At 65.0% G+C, this 2,462-nt stretch carries 1 protein-coding gene, 3 tRNA genes and 1 pseudogene; 3 read left to right on the top strand and 2 right to left on the bottom strand.

Annotated elements, in window-relative coordinates; all coding sequences use genetic code 11:
• Nucleotides 1–1,524: DUF1631 domain-containing protein (locus N878_RS17640; RefSeq protein ID WP_021444908.1), on the bottom strand; the 1,524-nt coding region annotated here is incomplete at its 3' end.
• A 207-nt stretch (nucleotides 1,525–1,731) separates the two neighbouring features.
• On the opposite strand from N878_RS17640, the gene N878_RS17635 reads away from it, so the two are divergent.
• From N878_RS17635 to N878_RS17625, 3 genes are all read left to right on the top strand, one after another.
• Nucleotides 1,732–1,807: transfer RNA gene (locus tag N878_RS17635), tRNA-Asn, on the top strand.
• A gap of 9 nt (nucleotides 1,808–1,816) precedes the next feature.
• Nucleotides 1,817–1,893: transfer RNA gene (locus N878_RS17630), tRNA-Pro, on the top strand.
• A 5-nt stretch (nucleotides 1,894–1,898) separates the two neighbouring features.
• Nucleotides 1,899–1,974: transfer RNA gene (locus N878_RS17625), tRNA-Lys, on the top strand.
• A gap of 170 nt (nucleotides 1,975–2,144) precedes the next feature.
• On the opposite strand, the pseudogene N878_RS17620 reads toward N878_RS17625, so the two are convergent.
• Nucleotides 2,145–2,462, bottom strand: a pseudogene (locus N878_RS17620) (FAD-dependent oxidoreductase); the annotation flags it as partial.

Raw genomic sequence — 2,462 nt, 5'->3', positions numbered from 1 at the left:
GGCCGCCTCGACCGCGCGGCGCTCGCGCAGCGCCACCTTGTGGCGCAGGGTCTCGACGTACTCGTTGAACTCGTCGATCAGGCTGTCGAACAGCGCCAGATCGCCGCTGAAACCATGGATCACCCGTTCGACCACCCACTGCATCTTCGCCAGCAGGCCGCGTTCGTCGCCTTCGTTGCCGTAGAGCACGCCGGCCTGGGCCATGGCGTTGAGCAGGCGGCGCGCCGGGTGGTGGTGCTGAGTGAACAGCGCCTTGTCCTGCAGGGCGATCTTCAGGTAGGGCGTGTGCAGGTGCGACAGCGCGGTCTTGCAGCTGTCCGGCAGATTCTCGTCGTCGAGGATGAAGTCGAACAGCATGCCCACCAGGTCGATCACGCCGGCTTCCTGGTCGGACACCTTGCTGTCGCCGGGCAGGCTGCTGTGCGTCTCCAGTTGCTGCTGCAGGTCGGCCTTGAGCCCTTCCACCTGCTGCGGTCGCTGCAGGCGCTGGGCCAGGTCGTGGGCCGACTGCTGCTGCATGCGGTTGAGCGCGGCGAGCAGCTCGTTGGCGCTGTAGGTGCGTCTGGCGCCGCGCGGCGAGAAGCTGACGATACTGCGCGTGCCGCCCAGCAGCGGTTCGTCCGGATGGCTCTGGCGGTGCTCGCCGAGCAGGCTGGACAGGCCGCTGAACAGTGCCATGGGGTCGCTCGGCGGCGGCGCGCTGAGGTCCAGGTCGAGCAGCGCCGGTTCGGCGTGCGGGGCGCCGGGCTGGCCCTGGGCGGGCACCTGGTGTTCGGGGGCTGCTTCGGCCTTGTTCCGCACCGGGCGGCTGACGCTGGGGGTGAGCTGGGCGCTGTACTTGAGGTTGGGCAGCACGCCAGCGTCGATCAGACGCTGGTTGAGCGCCTCGTAGAGTGCGTCCAGGCCCTGCATCACATGGCGATCGAAGAGCATGTAGAGGATGGTCTTGATTCGTAGCGGGAAGGAGCAGGGCGCCAGGGCTTCGCGGAAGGCCTGGGCGATGGCCTGTGGGCCGAAGGGGTTGCTGTCCTCGCCGAGCTTCTGGCCGTTGTTGAGCAGCGCCAGGCGCTGCTCCAGGGCGAACAGCGGCTGGGTGCAGCGCGCCTTGACCCGGCTGACCATGTTGGTCACCTGCAGGCTTTCCTCGTAGTCCTCGTTCTGCACCAGGGCCAGTTGCTCGGGGTCGAGCTCGGCCGGTGCCTGGTTCTGCAGCTTGCCTTCGAGGAAATCGGAGAAATTGTGCGCGATCTTCTGGTGGTAGCTGCGTTCGATCTGCGGCCGCTGGCGGCGAATCTCGCGCATGCTGTCGAAGAACAGGGTCTGCACCTTGTTGTTCTCGGCCTTCTCCGCGCACTCGAACAGGGTGTCGTCGACCTGGCCGAACACGCCGCTCAGGTGCTCCGCCAGGCGATTCATCACCAGCTTGCGGCAGCTCTGCACCAGCTCGCCGAAGCGCGGCTGGATGCCGCGGCTGGCGAGCTTCGCCACGCTGGGCTTGATCGGAGGCGTGTCCTGGTTGCTCATGGACTGTCCTGGCTGGAGTCGTCGGCTGGCGCGTCCTGCGTCGGGCCGCAGTTCGATGAAACATATAGTAGTCCATCGCCGCGCTGCAAAGCATTGTCGTAAAAGCAGTTTGCAGGGGTTGACAGGGAAGTTTTGCGACGTAAAATGGCGCGCCTCTGAAGCGGGAAAGCGAATAGCCGAAACGCCGAAGAGATGGAATACCGAAGTTCCGCGATAGCTCAGTCGGTAGAGCAAATGACTGTTAATCATTGGGTCCCTGGTTCGAGTCCAGGTCGCGGAGCCAAATTCCAGACGGGGTATAGCGCAGTCCGGTAGCGCGCTTGCTTTGGGAGCAAGATGTCGGGAGTTCGAATCCCCCTACCCCGACCATATTTGGGTCGTTAGCTCAGTTGGTAGAGCAGTTGGCTTTTAACCAATTGGTCGTAGGTTCGAATCCTACACGACCCACCATATAGAACGACGAAGCCCGCCTTGTGCGGGCTTCGTCGTTTCTGCGTGTCGGCTTTTGCAGCGGGGCATTCTCGCCGCTGAATACCTGCCCCGGATTTCATCCGGGCTGCGTGCTGGTCTCCCCTCTCCCGGCGGGAGAGGGGCATCGGAAGGCCGCATGGCGGCTGCTTTCAGTGCAGCTTCAGGCGCGGCTCGGTGCTGCGGCCGATGCGGTCGCTGAGCATCAGCAGCAGGGTGCGCAGCGGGCCGTACAGGGCCATCTGGTGCATGCGGTAGAGCGACACGTAGAACACCCGCGCCAGCCAGCCTTCCAGCATCACGCTGCCGGTCAGGTTGCCCATCAGGTTGCCCACCGCGGAGAAGCTCGACAGCGAGATCAGTGAGCCGTAGTCGCGGTAGCGGTACTCCGGCAGCGGCTGGCCGCTGATCTTCAGGCGCAGCGACTTGGCCAGCAGCGAGGCCTGCTGGTGCGCGGCCTGGGCGCGCGG

The organism is Pseudomonas sp. EGD-AK9 (assembly GCF_000465935.2).
In the GTDB taxonomy this organism is placed as follows: Bacteria; Pseudomonadota; Gammaproteobacteria; order Pseudomonadales; family Pseudomonadaceae; genus Aquipseudomonas.
The sequence above is the reverse complement of the archived record's forward strand: the minus strand, read 5'-3'. Positions and strand labels throughout refer to the sequence as shown.